General features: G+C 48.8%; 17 protein-coding genes. 7 read left to right on the forward strand and 10 right to left on the reverse strand.

Translation table 11 applies throughout. From position 1 onward, the window contains the following. Window positions 1-85: 85 nt before the first annotated feature. The 10 genes from C7379_RS08055 to C7379_RS08100 form a co-directional block, all read right to left on the reverse strand. The gene (locus C7379_RS08055) at window positions 86-1,519 is read right to left on the reverse strand and encodes a DUF6080 domain-containing protein (protein ID WP_116616841.1); all 1,434 of its coding nucleotides are present in this window, start codon (window positions 1,517-1,519) and stop codon (window positions 86-88) included. Window positions 1,520-1,522: 3 nt separating this feature from the next. Beyond that, on the reverse strand, window positions 1,523-1,927 hold the full coding sequence (locus C7379_RS08060) for a GtrA family protein (protein WP_116616842.1): 405 nt from the start codon (window positions 1,925-1,927) through the stop codon (window positions 1,523-1,525). Then, a complete protein-coding gene (locus C7379_RS08065; protein WP_116616843.1) occupies window positions 1,890-2,537 on the reverse strand; it encodes an HAD family hydrolase in 648 nt (215 codons plus the stop codon). Before C7379_RS08065 ends, C7379_RS08060 begins: the two co-directional genes overlap by 38 nt. Next, window positions 2,527-3,447, reverse strand: coding sequence for a decaprenyl-phosphate phosphoribosyltransferase (locus C7379_RS08070; protein ID WP_116616844.1), 921 nt, complete (start codon window positions 3,445-3,447; stop codon window positions 2,527-2,529). The genes C7379_RS08065 and C7379_RS08070 overlap by 11 nt, the downstream gene beginning before the upstream one ends. Next, window positions 3,444-4,394, reverse strand: a complete 951-nt coding sequence (locus C7379_RS08075; RefSeq protein ID WP_243406758.1) for an acyltransferase family protein — start codon at window positions 4,392-4,394, stop codon at window positions 3,444-3,446. The genes C7379_RS08070 and C7379_RS08075 overlap by 4 nt, the downstream gene beginning before the upstream one ends. A gap of 183 nt (window positions 4,395-4,577) precedes the next feature. Beyond that, window positions 4,578-5,675, reverse strand: a complete 1,098-nt coding sequence (locus C7379_RS08080; protein WP_207773413.1) for an acyltransferase family protein — start codon at window positions 5,673-5,675, stop codon at window positions 4,578-4,580. Window positions 5,676-5,722: 47 nt separating this feature from the next. Beyond that, window positions 5,723-7,594 (reverse strand): phosphoethanolamine transferase family protein, encoded by a 1,872-nt coding sequence (locus C7379_RS08085; RefSeq protein ID WP_116616847.1) that lies wholly within the window; start codon window positions 7,592-7,594, stop codon window positions 5,723-5,725. A gap of 595 nt (window positions 7,595-8,189) precedes the next feature. Next, the gene (gene nadD, locus C7379_RS08090) at window positions 8,190-8,816 is read right to left on the reverse strand and encodes a nicotinate (nicotinamide) nucleotide adenylyltransferase (protein ID WP_116616848.1); all 627 of its coding nucleotides are present in this window, start codon (window positions 8,814-8,816) and stop codon (window positions 8,190-8,192) included. Window positions 8,817-8,875: 59 nt separating this feature from the next. Further along, entirely contained in the window at window positions 8,876-9,466 is a 591-nt protein-coding gene (gmk, locus tag C7379_RS08095) for a guanylate kinase (protein WP_116616849.1), read from the reverse strand. Window positions 9,467-9,578: 112 nt separating this feature from the next. After that, window positions 9,579-10,454 (reverse strand): YicC/YloC family endoribonuclease, encoded by an 876-nt coding sequence (locus C7379_RS08100; RefSeq protein ID WP_116616850.1) that lies wholly within the window; start codon window positions 10,452-10,454, stop codon window positions 9,579-9,581. A 103-nt stretch (window positions 10,455-10,557) separates the two neighbouring features. Between C7379_RS08100 and tsaB the strand changes: the two genes are divergently transcribed. The 7 genes from tsaB to C7379_RS08135 all read left to right on the forward strand — a co-directional run bounded on the left by tsaB (window position 10,558) and on the right by C7379_RS08135 (window position 17,533). Next, window positions 10,558-11,250 (forward strand): tRNA (adenosine(37)-N6)-threonylcarbamoyltransferase complex dimerization subunit type 1 TsaB, encoded by a 693-nt coding sequence (gene tsaB / locus C7379_RS08105; RefSeq protein WP_116616851.1) that lies wholly within the window; start codon window positions 10,558-10,560, stop codon window positions 11,248-11,250. An 86-nt stretch (window positions 11,251-11,336) separates the two neighbouring features. Next, complete coding sequence (locus C7379_RS08110) at window positions 11,337-11,927, forward strand: DUF4290 domain-containing protein (RefSeq protein WP_116616852.1); 591 nt, start codon at window positions 11,337-11,339, stop codon at window positions 11,925-11,927. A gap of 3 nt (window positions 11,928-11,930) precedes the next feature. Next, complete coding sequence (gene murA / locus C7379_RS08115; protein ID WP_116616853.1) at window positions 11,931-13,241, forward strand: UDP-N-acetylglucosamine 1-carboxyvinyltransferase; 1,311 nt, start codon at window positions 11,931-11,933, stop codon at window positions 13,239-13,241. Beyond that, window positions 13,234-13,755 carry a ribosome maturation factor RimM gene (gene rimM / locus C7379_RS08120; protein WP_116616854.1) on the forward strand — a complete coding sequence of 174 codons (522 nt, stop codon included), beginning with the start codon at window positions 13,234-13,236 and terminating at the stop codon, window positions 13,753-13,755. Before murA ends, rimM begins: the two co-directional genes overlap by 8 nt. 36 nt (window positions 13,756-13,791) lie before the next feature. After that, on the forward strand, window positions 13,792-14,958 hold the full coding sequence (locus C7379_RS08125) for a 1-deoxy-D-xylulose-5-phosphate reductoisomerase (protein WP_116616862.1): 1,167 nt from the start codon (window positions 13,792-13,794) through the stop codon (window positions 14,956-14,958). A gap of 119 nt (window positions 14,959-15,077) precedes the next feature. Continuing rightward, window positions 15,078-16,511: an RIP metalloprotease RseP gene (rseP, locus tag C7379_RS08130; RefSeq protein ID WP_116616855.1), complete on the forward strand. Its 1,434-nt coding sequence runs from the start codon at window positions 15,078-15,080 to the stop codon at window positions 16,509-16,511. Window positions 16,512-16,549: 38 nt separating this feature from the next. Further along, entirely contained in the window at window positions 16,550-17,533 is a 984-nt protein-coding gene (locus C7379_RS08135; protein ID WP_116616856.1) for a bile acid:sodium symporter family protein, read from the forward strand. The last annotated feature ends 667 nt before the right edge of the window (window positions 17,534-18,200 follow it).

Below are 18,200 nucleotides of genomic sequence, written 5' to 3' on the forward strand. Positions count from 1 at the left end.
TGATACAAAAATAACGAATAAGGCTGAAATAACAAAACATGTACTCGGTAATTTTGTTTTTCAGCCTTCATCTTTGTTTTGGGGTCTATGTGAAATATTGTACAACAAGCGTCGCATTGTAACTCCATAGGTATATCGTGAGTAGGGTCAATATGACTAACAGCGCATGTCGTGCCACCCCCTGAGAGCGTTTGAGCAGGCAAGACGTGGCTATGGGGATGGCGTAAATCCAATGGGCTGACATGATGTAAACCTCGTTGATGCCAAATCCCAAACCCATGTGGAGCAACATGTCAAATCCAAAAAAAGACATCACAAGCCATAAGAAGCGTGATCGGGCACCCGCGATGATGCCGCAAACGAATAGCAATACCACGATAAGCTCTATGCAATAAAAATACCACGCGCCATATTTCACGATGAGCGGACGCTGCACTAACGTGTCTTCCAACAGGTGCTTGCTGTGCAATTGTATAGACTCTCCGAAGAGATTTTCAACAATAGTCTCCCAACGAGAGGTTGTTTTGTCTGTCCAACTCATAAACTCGCCTTTAGCGATAGGCTTTCCTTTGTTCACCATCCACGCTTTTTGATGATCTCGTTTATATTTCGCGCTAATTTTTTGGTTGATGTATTGGTTCACGTTCGCCCTTATTTGTGCCGTGTCTGTGAGCTTGGTGGTATCCCTGTACTGTGTGTACACCTTGTCTCTCCATGCTTTGTCTTTCTTCATCTTGGCCTCTTTTCGGGCCATTTCGGCGGGCCACACAAATTTGCGATATTCGAATCGGGCGAACAACCAGATGAGGAGAGAGGGTGCGATGACAGCCAGAAGCAGGTATTTCAAGCGGAAAAACCGCTTGCCATTGCAGAAAAGGGCGGCCATGAAGGTCTTCAAGCCATTGTTGAGCGATATGCCAGCCGTGAGCGCGAAGAGTAAGACGGTTTGCCAAATGGTGAGCGCGCGGCGTTTTTTGATACATATTCCGCTTATGTATAGTGTCATAATTAGCACTGGCATGGACATGGCGAAGTGGTCAGGCGAGATGAATGTTACCATGACGTAAGCCAGGGAGAAAAGGTAATAAGACATGACGATGGTCTCTATACGTTTTAAGCCGATAATCTCGCGCAGGATACGATACATAAACACGAACGAGTAGCAACTACACAACAGTTGCAACGCTCCCATGACATAGATGGCGCAGTTGTGTCCCGTGAGCCAAGTCAACGCTTGGTTGAGCAGGTATGGCGGGTACATAAAGAATGCTAACAGTGGGTGACGGTACACATTGTAAAACGTTCCCCAATCGGTCAAGACAAGATAGCTCAATGGGTCGAAGCCCGATATGCGGAAGTGGGCTATCACTATCTTTCTAAAGTTGTCAGATATAGGCGTCAACGCGTCACTGTAAGCGTAGATAGGAAGCGCGATGAGCGCTGCCATGAGTAGCGTTGCGACCAGAGTAGGTATGCGCTCTTCTTGTTTTAAACGGAATATGTCAAGTATTTTTTTCATAAATCAACGTCTCATGAAATGTCTAACCAATATAAAATTGACGGGCACGCAGATGGCAAACATGGGTATTGGGGCCAACGATTTGGGTATTCCAATATAGATAAAGCATGCTAACGATGCCGTTTGTAATAGATAATTAATGACGTGGCACAGCGCAAACCATGCTCCACGCTTGGCGTTGGGCTTGACGCGGAATGTGAAGAGCGTGCTTGCCATGAAGTTGAATGCGAAACTCACGACATAGCCCACGGTGTTGGCCACCGTTGCATGCGTCCATGTCAAGAGCGGCAAATAGATGCCATATTGTATCAATGTGGCCAATGCGCCTACCACGCCAAAGCGTATTATCTCGCCCATTCGCTGTCGCTTGTCAGTTCCTGAATGGTTTGTAGTGTTTTCGGTCTGCATAGTTGAGCATTTCTTTGTCGCCCCTGCTATCGCCAAAGGCAGTGATATCATATTCCTCACGGGGCTTGGTGAGCGCTGCTTTGACACGCCTCACCTTCTCCATGCCATAACAATTTGGGGTGGAAAACTCGCCTGTGACGATACCGTCTCGCACCTCTATCCGCGTGCCCAATATTGTAATGTCGCTCGCGTCTTGTTCTCCGGCTCGTTCTTCAGGCCCAGAGAAGAATGGCCTAACCCAGTTGTCCACGCTTGCGCTCACCACCATTACCTTGGCCCCATTGTCTAAAGCTCGCCGCATGGCATCTTTGGCCTTGGGGCGTAACAACCATTCCCGACTGTCATTGGCAAATCGCTGGCACAATTTGTCAAAGTCGGCCAAGCGCGTTCCCTTGAAGAAATATGAAAAAATGCGTTGCTTGGCCTTATGGTTGGGATATCGGTGTAGCAGCATCAGCGCCAAAATGGGTGCGTGAAGCATAAATCCACACAGCGTTCTCACATTGCCCTTGGCATAGCGAATGAATGCCACGAAAGTGTCTTTTGTGGTGAGCGTACCGTCAAAATCGAACAGCACGAGCTTTGTTTTAGTTCGCAGGTCAGAAAACATAAATAATCAAGATGAACGCGACGAACCACGCCGCCACCACGAGTTGCACAAAACGGTCTTTCAATATCACTTTTGTGGGGTTGCCACTTTTTTTCTCTACCACCGCTATCTGGATGTAACGCAGCAGTCCCACCAATACGAACATGCTTGTGAGATATAGATTCTCGTTTCCAAACTGTGCTATCACCTCCGGGCTTATGGTGTACATGATGTAGCATACCAATGTCACGGCGGCGGTGATGGTTATGGCTTGGTTGATGAATGTGAGGTTGTAATGTATGGTATTCTTGCGTGGTGGCTCCCCCGTGGCTTCCATTCGGATTACGTCGTCACGCCGTTTGGCGAAACTCATGAATAGCGTTAACAGAAATGTCATGAGCACAATCCATTTGCTCAATGTTATGCCTGTGGCCAAACCACCAGCCATAAGTCGCAGCACAAAGCCGAACGCTACCAAGCAAACATCGATGATGGCGTATTGTTTGAGCTTGACGCAATAGGTTATATTGAGCGCCACATAGAACAACGCCACTGCACCCACGCTGAGACATGAGCGTAGGCTGGATAGGGGGCATGAGCCAAACATGCCGTATAGGGGCGCCAACGCGACCACGCAGCATGCCGAAAGCGCGAGCATCAGTAACATCAGTGCATAGGCTTGGCGCAAGGACACTGCTCCGGAGGCTATCGGTCGGGTGCACTTCACGGGGTGACGACGGTCGTCAGGCACGTCGATGATGTCATTCAGACAGTAGATGCTCGATGCCGCGAAGCAGAAAACCCAGAAGGTGATGAAAGCTGCCGACATGGCTTGGGCGTCGAGCAGCCTGCCACCAAATATCACAGGACCAAAGACAAAGAGGTTTTTAATCCATTGTGTGGGCCGTATGAGTCTGATATAATGCTTCATTTCTTAGTCGTTTTAAATATTTTTTCTGTCAACCGCGAGGTTGTCAGCCACACGGCCCAAGCCAAAGGGAGCGTGCATGCAAGACATGCGAGGAATGTGATCCAGTAGCTCCAATCCGCGGGCAGGTGCCTTAAAACGAAATGGGCGTGTATGAGGTATATCTCCAAGCTGATACTTCCAATAAACGCCAAAGCTCGTCTTGCGCCCCTGTCTATGTGCCTCAACGCGGTACCCAACAGCCATGTGCCGCACACGGTGACAGGAATATAGACCAATCGTTCTATAAAAAGCGGAAATTTGCCGTGCAAATTTTGCTCCATGTATATACTGGTGCCCATTCCGATGAGGACAACAGCCAATAGCAACCACACCGATGACAAGGGTGCGCTGTGTTTTTGCTGCACTCTTTCGCCCATGCCTAAGCCAATGAAAAAGATGGGTACCCTACTCCAGAATATCTCTAAATGCCCCACGGCGTTATGGATTGGGGCTACCCATTGCACAGCCACGCACCACACGACCATCACCACGGGCAACCAGCGGTACGTGGTGTCGCGCTTGATAAGGTTCATATAGGCAGGTGCGAAAAGATAGAGCATCATGGCGGCGGGTATATACCAAAACGTTAATTCGTCGTGAAGCCAGAAGCCCCAGTTGATAGTGATGTCACCGAAGAGGTCTACCCATGCCATCGTGTCGCCCCCCTTGAACCGCGGGATGTAGTAAAGGCTGGCCATGAGCAGCCATGCTGGATAGACACGGAGATACCGACGTTTGAAAAAGTGTTTGTAGTTTGGGTTCTTAGTCCATGAGAACCATAGCCCCACGCCACTGAGAAAGAAAAATATATCCACGCCGATATTGCCCATTCTGTGTAGTCCAAAGAACGGGTTGTGCGACGAAAGGGGCACATGGAACAGCATAATCATCAACATGGCAAGACCCATCAGCTCTCCTCGGTAGGTGCTGATGTCGGCCAATGTTAGCCGATAGCCATCCTCGTGGGCGTTTGCCCATAAGGGTATTTTCAAGTCGTGATGCTGTGTGGTGTGTGTGTTCATGTGCTGAGTAACATGATGTTGTTGGGGCTATGACATGTCTTGTTTTTGTCGCAGAAAGCTTTTGTCGTCTTATCCCATCTTTATTTTTTTCATAATCTCATTGATAAGCCATGCCGCGCCTATTGAGGCGATGATGTAAAGCAATAGTCCGGCGTAGGTGTCGCCATGTCGAGATATGGGTATGAATACTTTTCGTAGCGCGGGGTGGATGACAAACAGGGCTGCCGATATGCCACCCATCCACTGCAATGCTTTCCAAATGGTATCGGTTACGATATTGGCAGGCACGCTCTTCAATGATTTTACAAAATAGACAGCGGCATAGCACACCAGCGCAGGCACAAGCGTCCAGCCCCAAAAGTTGTTGCCGAAACCAACTACAAAAAACGTTGTGACCACAAACGACATGAGTAATGCCACCGTGGAGAGGTTCACCAAAATGACCCGTTGACCGTGGCGCGCGAACAGCAGCCCCATACCAAAGGGCAGCATGCCACCCATGAAGTTGTACCGATAGCGATTGAGAGCCTCGCTTTCAGGTCCGAGACAGAGCTGTCCGCCAATGCAGAGTGCCATCAATGCTACCGTCCAGGCCCAGTGTCGGCGATAGAGCAGCAGCCGGTACACAATGTAGAGCTGGAGCATCAGCCCGAAAAACCAGTAAGGTCCTGGCCAGATATTCTGGTCGGGTTCTGACAAAAGGTTGTTGAACATGCCCATTTGCGCCACGATTTGCAGCACGGAGTAGTGCCAACTACCGGGTGTAATGGCATCCACAAAGATAAAGCACACGAAGCCCACGAACATCATTTGGAACAGTTTGAGATAGTGCTTTTTGACAAACATCCACGTGTCGCCAACGCTGTCATGGTCTTGTGCCGTGGCGGGCGATGTCGCGCCATACTTCCGTTCCAACCCATATGCACTGAGAAACAAGAAGATTGGTACGCCGTAGTGTCCGAAAAACGATAGTATGTGCATAGGCCACAGGTAGTCGGGGTTGCTTGCTACTTGTGAGAACCAGTCTGCGTTGCGCTTGAAAAACTGATATTCGTTTTCCTTCACCACGGGGCCGAGCCAGTGGCAATAGTTATGCAAGAAAATGCCTATGATGGCCATTCCTCGTAGCGCGTTGCACTCAGTGCGCGAGAGAAGCGCGACATTCATTTTGTATTTCATGACGATCGGTGATAATAGGATGATGGCGGTGGCGTTTATTTCTGCTTGGCAGACTCGGCGTAGTGACGTTCTCGCAAATAGTCATAGTCGGTGGTGTTCTTCAGTATGCGAGGCCTTCGCTCATCGTACTCGGTCGAGAGCAAGTTGTATTCGGGCCTGTAGTCTTTGGTTTTGATGCCAGCTAACCACAGCATCATGTGTGGCAGGGCGTCGGTCATAAATCGCTTGTCTTTGGCTTTTCGGATGGCTCTGTATACGTTTCTGTGCCCTTTCACGTATTTGCGAGAGCAATATATCCAGAATGGGATCTCAAATTCGTAGTGGGCCAAGGACCAGTCTATGGCCGCGCTGTGGTTGCGACAGATGAAATTTCGCCCCGGTTCGTAACATTCCTCGCCGTGGTCTGGCATGTAGATGACAATGGCCTTCTTGTGTTCAAAACGCTTGATGATGGCGTCCACGATGGAATCGTTGTAGAGCACGGCGTTGTCGTAGTCGGCGATGATACGTCGCTTCTTCTCGTCGAGTTCCGGTCGCGTCTTCGCATACGCCTCTGGCCCAAACTTGCGCTGTGCGTTGGGGCACCGTGTGCGGTAGTTCACGTGTTGGCCTATGAGATGGAAGATGATGAGATTGGGGTTGTCGTTGGTTATCTCTCCGCGTTCCACTAATCGGTCATAGTCATCGAGCAGTCCGTCATCATATTGGTGTGTTTGTGTGTTGCGGGTGTCAAACTGTGCCTTGCTCAGTGTGGCGTTGTTCAGGAAAAAGCCGCCAGAGAAATCGTATACGGCATCTTTGGCCTTGGGCAAGAATTGGTTGGTGAGAAAACTCACATGGTATCCAGCCTTACGAAATATAGCTGGGAAGAGCGGGTAGTCGCACCATTCACCTTCCTGTCCTACTACATGTGTGGAGAGCACGTTCTTGAAGACAAAGCTCGTGAGGTTCCAGCAGCTCACCACGTCGGTGAATTTGGTGAGCAGTCCGCTGCGCTCACGTCTCATTTGGCGTGGTGTGGTCTTGAGATAGTAGCCGTATTGGTAGCTGTGCGCCTTGCCATAGCTCTCTCCGATGATAAGAACGATGGTGGGCGAACGCTGTGTGCAAGTGTCTACCGCTATCTTCTCATTAGTGGCAATGCACCGTCCTATCTGCTCGTCGGCCAATGAATTGCTGTATATGCTGAATGCCAAGCGGTAGATGGGCAAATAGAGCACGGCGTGATCTTTCTCGGTCAAGATGTGCTCCACGGTGCCGATGGTGTCTGCGGTCATCAGCCTGACTGTCTCTTTTATATTGTGCCAGCTTGCGTTTATGCTCATCGCCAAAAGTGCGGCGATGGCCAAGCCCCCAGCATAGTCTAATTTCCACTTGGTGGCCTTAGCGTCTATGGCCATGAGCCACGCTCTGACCGTTTGGCGTGTGTGTTTGCTTGGTAGGTGGAAAAAGTGCCGACGCACTACCCATAGGGCATGAATGAGGATGAGCAAAAATATCCAGCCGAGGGGCGAAAAGAGAATGTCTACGGTGAGAAATGCCCGAATAAAATCGCCTGCTTCTCTGCTATCGGTCTCGTTCACGAGCATGAGCATCGTGGGATTGAGTGTTGAGGCGAATTTCCAAAAGCAGTAGATGTCAATGATAGACACGGTGTAGAGCACGATGTAGAGCAACCGTTTCAGCCATGTGCGTATCTTGCGAGGAAAAAGCGTGAGTACCGCGCAGACGCAATAATCAAACAAAAATAGCTCTAAATAGATATTCTCGTATAATGTAGCGTCTTTGTGGTGAGGCAAAGTGAGGATGGCACTCAGCATACCGAGCGCATACATCATCACGAAGAAAACGCTGTTCCTCATGATGGGCTTCAGCAATAGCAGTGCCACTTGTCTCAAAGTCTTCACGAATGCTTGTTTTATTATTTTCTGCAAAAATAGTATAAAAATAGGAGATAAACAATGCACATGCCCTAAATTAACACGAAAGAAGTGTTGTCAAGCGTGCTTTGGCTTGTTTTGACGCATTGGGTGAGGTATGATGGAGATATTGATGGACTGGCATGCCTAAGCTGAAAAATATTGACAAAGTAGTTTCTGTAAATCGTGTATTTGCTGTCGGGGTTGGCCTTGCACGCAAATACACGAAAAATGCGAGTTTTTTGTAAAGCCTTGTCTTGCAGATCGCTATGACATTTTGGTGTTTTTTGGTGTGCAAAAGTTTTCTTTCCGACTTGCCATTAGTGCTTAAAGCTGTGGCGATTAGGCCTTTGTCGCAACATCAATGAGACTTAATCGCGGGCTCAATGGGCCTTAAACGTGGTGCGATTGGATAGCATTTGTGGTTTGACGACAAAATCGAGATATCCGTAATGGCGAAAATTTGCCAAGAAACTGATTTTTTTTGCGCTAAAAGACAGGTTGTGGAGGATGCTTTTTTTGTGATATTATTTTGAAAAAATGGAGTTTTGTCAATGTGCCTTGACATTCTAAAGGTGTGTGCTTACCGATACAGTTTTTGCACCATTGGCAAGATGGCGTCAGGCACTAAACCGTCTATGGGCTGTCTCGCTTTGACGCGACGCCTTATCTCTGTGCTGCTTAGAGGGTAGAGCTGTGTGTCGACGAGGTGCACGTTGGGAGGTAGCTTGGAGCGATCTATGGGATAGCCCTTGCGTGGATAGATCGCTATCTCGTGATGCGAGAGTATGTATTGCGGTTCGGCCCAGCGGTCGAATGCCAGCCAGTTGTCGGCGCCGATGATAAGGATGAATGTGCGTTCCGGATAGTCGGTGGCTAAGTGCTTGAGCGTGTTCCACATATAAGAAGGCTTGGGCAGGTGGAACTCGTAGTCGGAGGCTTTCAGTGTTGGTTCTGTGGCGAGCGCTCGACTTGTGAGATCGAGTCGTGAGCGGTCGTCTAAAAGTTGGGTATCGTTGGTCTTGAAGGGGTTGAGAGGCGAGACCATGAACCACACTTCTTCCAAATGGGCTGCTTGGAGTATTTGGCGCGCCAACGCAATGTGCCCCACATGAATGGGGTTGAAGCTGCCGCCGAACACTCCTGTGCGCAACCTCCTGTCGTGGGTGGTGGCGCGTGTGGCAAGCGATGGCGGCGCGATGGCGTTCATAAGCGTGTGGATAAATATAAAGCTGGGTGCCTACTGATGGATGATAAGGCGCAAGATAACTATTTTTTTAAAAACTCGCTGACTATCTCATAGGTTTCGTTTTGGGCTTTCGTAAGGTCGTCATTGACAATGATGCGGTCAAAACGGTTGGCGAAAGTCATTTCGTAGGCCGCTTTGTCCAGCCGCTGCTTGATTACGTCTGGTGCATCTGTGGCTCGTCTCTCCAAGCGGCGACGCAGCTCATTGACGGATGGCGGCTGAATAAATACGCTTAGTGCGCGGTCGCCGTAATAGTCTTTGATATTGCAACCTCCCTTCACGTCTACGTCAAACACAACGTTTTGGCCTTTCTCGCGCTGGTTTTCGACCTGCGATTTCAAGGTGCCGTAGAAACGGCCGGGGTAAACTTCCTCGTACTCCAAGAACTCGTTTCCGTCTATCTTGGACAGAAACTCGTCGGTCGAAAGAAAGAAATACTCCACGCCATGTCGCTCGGTGCCACGTGGAGCCCGGTTGGTGCATGATATGGAGAAAGCCAGACGCAACTCGGGATGCTCGTGCATGAGATAATTGACGATGGTGCTTTTGCCGCTTCCGCTGGGTGCACTGAAGATGATGAGTTTGGCGTTTGGCGTGTTATTGGCGTTCATAGTCGATGATGTGAAGGGTGGATGGGTGGTTTGATGTTGGGCCCCGGAACCGTTGTCGTATGGTATTAAGGATGCCCGGATGAGGATAGCGATGGTTGGGGCAGGTATGTCTTTATAGTACGTTGAGTACCTGCTCTTTGATTTGCTCTAACTCATCCTTCATTTTTACCACGATGTTTTGCATTTCCGCTTGGTTGCTTTTAGAGCCAGTGGTGTTTATCTCGCGCCCCATTTCTTGGGCGATAAAGCCTAATTTTTTGCCGTTGGGCTGCTCTTCGGCCATAGTCTCGCTGAAATATTTAAGATGATTGGCCAGTCGTTGTTTCTCCTCGTTGATGTCAAGCTTCTCGATATAGTAAATGAGTTCTTGCTCGAGCCGGTTTTTGTTATAATCCACTTCGGGTATTTGCTTCAACCCATTGATGATACTTTCTTTTATTTTAGGTACTCGGCTTGCCTCGAATGGTTCTATCTCTTGGAGCAACCGGCTGATGTTGGCAATTTTTTCGTTGAACTTTTTCTCGAGGGCGGCACCTTCTTGGCGGCGGAAGTCTATCGTCTCGGCCAAGGCTTTGTCGATGGCTTGGCTCGCCATGCTCCACTCTTCGTCGTCAAGTTGCTCGGCGTCTGTCTTGAGAAGCACGTCGGGCATGCGTAGCAACGTGGCGTACCAATCGGTTGGCTCGGGTATGCCGGTGTGCTCGGAGATGGTTTTTATCTGGTTGTAATAATTCTCAACAAGCGAGGCGTTGATGGGAGTGGCGTCTACAAGGTCGCTTTTTTCGATCCAAATCGAAAAGTCTACCTTCCCTCTCTTGAGCGCTGCGGCAAGTTTTTGGCGTATCTCCATCTCTCTCTCCCGGTAAAGCGGAGCTATGCGAACGGATAGATCCAAGGACTTGCTATTTAATGATTTTATCTCAACGTTAATCTTCTTGTCTCTATATGTTACGACAGACTTGCCGTAACCGGTCATTGATAGTATCATAGTTTCTTGCAAGTTAAATTTCTGCAAAAATACAAAAAATGCAGGAAAAAAGAGTAAATTTGCAATTTATTAAGATTATTCGATAGTAAACGAGGAAAAAGTTATGTCTTGTATATTGCATATTGATACGAGTACTGATGTGTGCTCTGTTGCCGTAAGCGACAATGGCGCGTGCATTTTTGAACAAGAAGACCATTCTGGCCCTAACCATGCCGAGAGGCTTGGCACGTTTGTCGACGAGGCTTTGTCATACGTTGACAACCACGCCATACCTTTGGACGCGGTGGCAGTAAGCTCTGGTCCTGGTTCGTACACCGGGCTGCGCATTGGCGTTTCGATGGCCAAGGGTGTGTGCTATGGACGTGGCCTTAAGCTCATCAGTGTGCCTACGTTGTCGCTGTTGTGTGTGCCGGTGCTGCTTCAGGAGCGGATAGAGGAGGAAAACGCATTGTTGTGCCCCATGCTCGATGCTCGCAGGATGGAGGTCTACGCACAGGTTTTCGACCGCTCTCTCAAAGAGATTAGGCCCATTCACGCTGATGTTGTGGACGCGGATACGTACAGGGAGTTCTTGGATAAGGCTCCAGTCTATTTCTTTGGCAATGGGGCTCATAAATGCAAGGATGCCATAGACCACCCCAACGCCCGTTTCATAGACGGCGTGGAGGCGTTGGCCAAGAACATGTTGCCATTGGCGGAAAAGCGGTGGGCGGATGAAAGGTTTGAGGACGTGGCTTATTTTGTGCCATTCTATTTAAAGGATTTCGTGGCTAAACAACCGCGTAAATTGTTGTAAGGCGTCACGTCGACTTTGCGATGAAATGTCGTTGAGCGAAAATAAAGTCTCATTTCTCCCTTGATAAAGGCAAAATAACAATACTTATGAATATAGACGGATTGGATTATAATACCCAACGAGAAAAGCTCGTATTGCCGGAATATGGCCGGGAAATACAAAATATGGTGAACTACGCGTTGACGTTGAAGGATAAAGAAGAACGCCAGCGTTGTGCCGAGACCATCGTCCTGACCATGGAACGTATGTTTCCACAAATCAAGGAGAGCGCGGACTACAAACAGAAACTGTGGGATCATTTGGCATTGATGAGCGATTTTAAACTGGATATTGATTGGCCTTATGATGTATCACAAGCCAAATCTATTGGTACTAAGCCAGAACCCATGGTTTATCCCAACGATAAGATAGCGGTGCGCCATTATGGACGCATGTTGTTCGAGCTCTTCGACAAGCTCAAAACCATGCCCGAGGGTGAGGAATACGACGCCTTGGTCAGGCTGACGGCTAACCAGATGAAACGCGACCTCATGCAATGGAGCCACAGTTGTAGTGATGAAAAGGTGGCGGACGACTTGGCTCGCTATACGGACGGGAGGGTGCAGATAGACCTTGAAAACTTTAAGTTTGACAAGATTTCGGCCCGTGAAAACGATAGAAAACGTAGAAAGAGATAGCCTATGGAGTCTTTTGTCATCGAGGGGGGGCATCAATTGTCTGGCACCATCATCCCTCAGGGTGCCAAAAACGAGGCGCTGCAGGTCGTCAGTGCTACGTTATTGACGGATGAGCCGGTAAGAATATCAAATATCCCCGATATTCTTGACGTGAACAACCTTATTCGTTTGCTCAAGGATATTGGCGTGAAAGTTGTCAAAAACAGTCGGCATGACTATACGTTCCAAGCCGACGCGCTAAACCTCGACTACCTTGACAGTATTGAATTTGTCAAGAAATGCTCATCGTTGCGGGGGTCGGTGCTCCTTATAGGACCGTTACTTGGACGTTTTGGGCGAGCCATTGTGGCTAAGCCGGGGGGTGACAAGATAGGACGAAGGAGGCTTGACACCCATTTCTTGGGATTTAAAGAGTTAGGCGCTGATTTTGTCCACGACCCTGAACGCAATGTGTATCACATCACGGCTAAACGCTTGAAAGGCACCTATATGTTGTTGGACGAGGCGTCTGTGACGGGCACCGCCAATATCATCATGGCCAGCGTCTTGGCCGATGGCGTGACCACCATCTACAACGCGGCCTGTGAACCATACGTGCAACAGCTCTGTCATATGCTTAATGGCATGGGAGCCGGCATCAGTGGGATAGGCAGTAACCTGCTCACCATTGTCGGCACGAAAAGCCTTCATGGTACGAGGCATCGCCTGTTACCAGATATGATAGAGGTCGGATCGTTCATAGGCATGGCGGCAATGGTGGGCAATGGTGTTCGCGTGAAAGATGTGTCATTGAGAAATTTGGGCGTAATCCCACAATCTTTCCGCCGTCTTGGCGTTAAAATAGAGGTGGATGGCGATGATATTTTCATACCTCATCAAAGTCACTATGAGGTGGAATCTTTTATTGACGGCACCATTATGACATTGGCAGACGCACCTTGGCCAGGGCTCACGCCAGACCTTTTGTCTGTGCTGTTGGTTGTGGCCACGCAAGCACGGGGTTCGGTTTTGATACACCAAAAGATGTTTGAGAGCAGGCTTTTCTTTGTGGACAAACTCATAGACATGCGCGCCCAAATCATCCTTTGCGACCCACACAGGGCTGTTGTGGTAGGCCAGGATCATCGCATCAAGTTGAGAGCCGGCAGGATGACAAGTCCAGACATTCGCGCTGGCATTGCTTTGCTCATAGCCGCAATGGGTGCTGACGGGGTAAGCCGTATCGAAAACATCGCCCAAATAGACCGTGGGTATGAGGATATAGAGTACAGGCTCAATCAATTGGGAGCCAAAATATCGCGTGTCGATGATTAAAAGGGAGGACGTTTACCGCATAGGCCAATTGGAAAGGCCACATGGCGTGAGGGGCGAAATCACGTTTCGATTTGTCGACGACGTGTTCGACAGAGTAGAGACTGACCATCTTTTAATAGAACTTGATGGCATTTTGGTTCCTTTTTTTATAGAAGAATATCGTTTTAAGAGTAACGAAGTGGCGTTGCTTAAGTTTGAAGACATCGACACTCAAATGCAAGCGCGTGAGATTTCGGGTTGTGATGTTTTTTTCCAAAGGGCACGTTCCGGGGACGATGTCGACCATCTGAGTTGGTCAGAAATCGTTGGATACAAAATCCTTGACGCCCAAACGTATAAGCCTGTGGGCGTTGTCAAAGGTGTGGACGACAGCACTATCAACGTCTTGTTTGAGGTGGCGGCCAATGATGGCAGGGAAATCCTGATACCGGCAGATGCCAGTCTCATCACCAAAGTGGACAATAACACGCGCGTCATTGCCATGAACATACCTCAAGGACTGCTCGATTTGTAGTCGTGGCGTATGGAATGGCACAATCAAAACAATATAATGAAGAAACAACAGATATGTATTCTCGGTAGCACAGGGTCAATAGGCACGCAGGCACTTGATGTCATCGCGCGACACTCAGACCGCTACGAGGTCTACTGTCTGACCGCAAACAACAGCGTGGAGAAGCTCGCCGAGCAGGCTCGACGCTTTAACCCGGCTTGTGTGGTCATTGCCAACGAGGAGCGTTACGATCGTTTGACGGATTTGTTGTCCGATAAACCAGATATCAAGGTCTATGCCGGGGCGGATGCGTTAAGCCAAGTTGTCGAGTCAGATGCTATCGATGTGGTTATCGCCTCGATGGTGGGCTTTGCCGGATTGGTCCCCACCATTCAAGCCATCAAGGCTCGCAAGAAGATAGCTTTGGCCAACAAGGAGACGCTTGTGGTGGCCGGAGAGCTGATGTTGAACCTCGTGCGCCAGTACCATGTGGACCTGCTGCCCGTAGACTCGGAGCATAGTGCCATATTCCAATGCCTTGTGGGCGAGGATATGAACGAGGTGGAGAGGATATTGTTGACCTGCTCGGGCGGACCGTTCAGGCTTCACTCGCTCGACCAGTTGGCTACCGTCACTGCGGCAGACGCCTTGCGTCACCCCACGTGGGATATGGGCGCGAAGATTACGATAGACTCCGCCACGCTGATGAACAAAGGGTTTGAGGTGATGGAGGCTAAGTGGCTCTTTGGCGTGCCGGCTGAGAAGATACAAGTGCTGATACATCCGCAGAGCGTGGTGCATAGCGGCGTGGAGTTCAAGGATGGCGCGGTGAAAGCGCAATTGGGCGTTCCAGATATGCGCTTGCCTATCCAATATGCCCTATCTTATCCCCAACGCCTGTCATTGCAAGGTGATAAGATCGACCTGTTTAAAACCCAAACATTGGAGTTTTACGAGCCAGACATGGACAAATTCAAATGTTTGGCCTTGGCTTACGAGGCTATTCGCCGTGGGGGTAACATGCCGTGCATACTCAATGCGGCCAACGAGGTGGTCAACGCAGCATTCAGACGCGGTGCGTGCACGTTCTTGGGCATGGCAGATATCATAGAACAAACTATGCGAGAAGCCACTTTTGACAATAATCCAGACCTCGATGTCTATCTCCAAACAGACCAAGAGGCCAGAAATATAGCAAGCAAAATTCTTAATAAAAACAACTAATTGCCTATTATTTAAGTCTTTTCACAGATCAAAAGAATTGTTGTTCCTCCAAGCGTTATACGTTCTTTTTTATGTCGTGAAAGTTAAAAAATAAGGCTTACAGTAAACAATTAAACTCAATGGAAATCTTTTTAATCAAGCTCCTCCAATTCATTTTGTCTATATCCCTGCTTGTTCTTTTGCACGAGGGCGGTCATATGTTGGCAGCGAAGCTCTTCGGAGTGCGCGTGGACAAGTTCTTTGTTTTTTTTGATGTCAGCGTTGGCAAGTGGAGAGGAAAACTTTTCAGTTTCAAACCTAAGACTGGAGACACCGAGTATGGCATAGGATGGCTGCCACTTGGAGGCTATTGCAAGATAGCCGGCATGATCGATGAGAGCATGGATACCGAGCAGATGAAACAAGAGCCACAGCCGTGGGAGTTCAGGACAAAGCCCGCGTGGCAGCGTCTCATCATCATGGTGGGTGGCGTGACAGTCAATTTTCTGCTGGCTCTTTTCATTTATTCCATGATTATGTATCATTGGGGTGAGAACTATGTGGGTATGTCCAACATGACCGAGGGCATGAAGTTTAACACCGAGGCCAAGAAGTTCGGGTTCCAAGACAAGGATATTCTTGTTGGTACAAACATTCGACCTTTCCGCGACTTCAATATAGACGTTTACCGTGACCTCTCCGAAGCCCAATACGCAGATGTCGTCCGCGGTGGCAAAAAGGTGCGTGTCGCGCTTCCCGGTGGTATCAATCTGTTAGACATGTTGCAAACTACGCCAAAGTTTGTCGAGCCATTCATCCCCGCTATCGTCGATACTGTATTTCGTCGTGTGCCTGTAACAGAAGATGGTAATGTCACTGTCGTGGCGCCAGCTTGCCAGATAGGATTGGCCAAGGGCGACACCATACGTTCCATCAATGGCAAGAACGTTGGCTCATACAACGAGTTTATGGATGAGATAGGGCGTGTGGAAGACCAAATGACGGCCGCCAAGACTCACAAAGACAGTGTCGAACTACGGCGCGTCACACTCATTGTGGCCAAGGCCGGAGGCACTGTTGTCGATACATTGCAAACGACACTCACTCCCAACTTGAAATTAGGCTTTGCCGTTCCAAGCATAGCCAAGATGTATGCGACAAAAAGTACACATGTCACTTATGGTTTCTTAGAGAGCTTTCCCGCTGGTGTCAAGTATGGATGGAACGTTCTTTCGGGCTATGTCAGCGACATGAAGTACGTCTTTACGGCCGACGGTGCGAAGAGCCTCGGTGGCTTCGGCTCCATCGGCAACCTGTTCCCGGCTTCTTGGGATTGGTACATGTTCTGGCGGATGACAGCATTTCTGAGCATCATATTGGCTTTCATGAATATCCTGCCCATACCAGCCCTTGACGGCGGGCATGTGATATTCTTGCTCTATGAAATCATTACGCGTCGCAAACCCTCAGAAAAATTCATGATTCGTGCCGAGTATGCCGGTATCATCATATTGATATTGCTCATGGTGGTGGCCAATCTAAACGACGTCTTGAGATGGATTGGTGTGATGTAGAACATCACGCCAATTTGGCTATATTATAATAATGTATCATGAATGTTATCAGATTTGTAAGAAATTGGATATTGCCGTTAGCCATTACCACGGGCATCGTGGTCTACTTGCTTTTCCATTTTGTGCCTTTTTTGCAGCCCATCGGTGAGTGGTACGCCCCTTATAACGACAGCGTGCTGCCCGATTTCATGTTTCTCATACTGTTTGTGACTTTCTGCAAGGTAGATTTCAGGCGATTGCTGCCCGTGAAATGGCATCTGTGGATAGGTGTGCAGCAGATGGTTTTTGTGCTCATTCTCGTGGGTGGCATTCTCGGTTTTGGCATCAGTGGTAGCGCATTAATCATGCTCGAGGCTATATTGGTTTGCATTATCAGCCCAGCTGCCTCAGCCGCTCCTGTGGTAACGGCCAAATTGGGAGGTAGCTTGGAAGAGATGACCACCTATACATTTCTTTCCAATTTTATCTCAGCTCTGCTTATTCCCCTTTGTTTTCCATTACTCCCGCAGACCAATGGCGGCACGATTAGCATGGCGTTTGGGCCTCTTTTCTTTCATATCTTGTGGAAAGTGAGCGTGGTTTTGCTTTTGCCCATGATCTTTGCCTATTTTGTCAAGCACTATATGCGCAAGCTGCATCGCCGTATCGTTGGTGTGAAAGATCTCAGTTATTACATGTGGGGTTGTTCTTTGGTGGTGGTGTCGGGCACCACGGCCATGAACATTCGAGAGGCTTGGGAGCATACTTCGGTCTTCTTCCTTGTGTCGATAGCCCTCATGGGGTTGGTGTTGTGTATCGTGCAGTTTGCCACGGGTCGTTACATCGGCCATTATTTTGACAAAACCAACGAGGCTGGCCAGGCCCTTGGCCAGAAAAACACAGCCTTTGCCATCTGGGTGGCCACGGCGTTCTTGAATCCGTTGTCGTCGGTAGGACCGGGGTGTTATATACTTTGGCAAAACATCATCAACTCAGTCGAGATTTGGATGTCGCGTCGGCGTGGTCTCGAGAAGTCTTCTTGAACCAGCGACACCCCTGCCATTTTGTGGTTGCGCCAGCTTGGTGGCGATGGTATTCAGTCTTTACGAGTCCACCTTGTCATGCTTGGCTTGCTCTACTTGCGTTTTCAGCCTTGCGCCACCTTGTGCAATGCGCCTCTTGCCATTCATACGCACGCATTGCCTGCACACAGCCCTTTGTCAGAAAATAATCATAAAAAAATGTATATGAGAAATCTGCTTTTTAGCTGTGTTTTCTTTATTTATGGGCACGTTGGCATGTCGCGAGAGTAGATTTGTGATGCCTTCGTGTCGCGATCGATACTTAATCGCTTTGCGCTTGAGCATTAAACGCATGGTGTTTCGGTCTTAATCGCGTCGCGTTTAGTGCCTAATCGATGTGCGATTAGGCACTAAACGCAGCTCGTCCAGAAAACTTTTCTTGTCTCAAATGTATATTTTCTATACAAGTCTCTGATGATATGCGTTTTACGCAAAACTCAAATGCGTGGCGTATTTGAGGGCGAGTGTGCGCTCGCTTGCAAATACGCGAAGCACGAAAGGCTTTTTGTCAAATGTTTTTCTAATAAAATTATTATTGCTGTCCGGTAAAACTCAAAAGAGCATAAATATCCTCCCCGAAGCCCAGTAAAATTGGACTTCGGGGTTTATTTTTTCAAAAGTAAGCCCC

It is taken from the genome of Hallella colorans (assembly GCF_003096815.1).
Lineage (GTDB): Bacteria > Bacteroidota > Bacteroidia > Bacteroidales > Bacteroidaceae > Prevotella > Prevotella colorans.